1 pseudogene is annotated in these 387 nt (G+C 61.0%); it reads right to left on the bottom strand.

Annotated elements, in window-relative coordinates:
- Positions 1-136 precede the first annotated feature (136 nt).
- Positions 137-250 (bottom strand): annotated as a pseudogene (locus ACRPFF_RS11605) (Na+/H+ antiporter NhaC family protein); the annotation flags it as partial.
- Positions 251-387: the final 137 nt, after the last annotated feature.

Genomic DNA, 387 nt, shown 5'->3' with positions numbered 1-387 from the left:
GGCACATGCCCGTGCGGCAGGGTCTCAGGATCAGGCGGCAGTTAAGGCGGCTTTGGCGGAAGAGTCTTCGGCGCGAGCGGCTTTGGGGGGTCAGGTCGCTTGGCGCGAACAGCCGGCGGTTCAGACGGCAGTCAGCGGAGAGGTAGTCGCCCGTGTGCATTTCGCCGACAACCGTACTGATGAGCCAGGCGAGGATTAAAATGGCGATTGCGCCGAACATGGATTTCGCACCCTGCCACACGGCTTTGGGATTCAAAACTTGTGTGCCGACGCGTTCTTATGTGACGTCGTCGGCCGCTTTCTTGCTGCAACATTGCTCATGGTCGCCATCCATATGCCGTCCGTCACCTCGCTGCCTGCCGGCACGCTGGACAAGTTCCAGTCCTG

Origin of the sequence: Neisseria sp. SLRRB23, assembly GCF_050896295.1 — a bacterium.
In the GTDB taxonomy this organism is placed as follows: domain Bacteria; phylum Pseudomonadota; class Gammaproteobacteria; order Burkholderiales; family Neisseriaceae; genus Neisseria.
The sequence above is the reverse complement of the archived record's forward strand: the minus strand, read 5'-3'. Positions and strand labels throughout refer to the sequence as shown.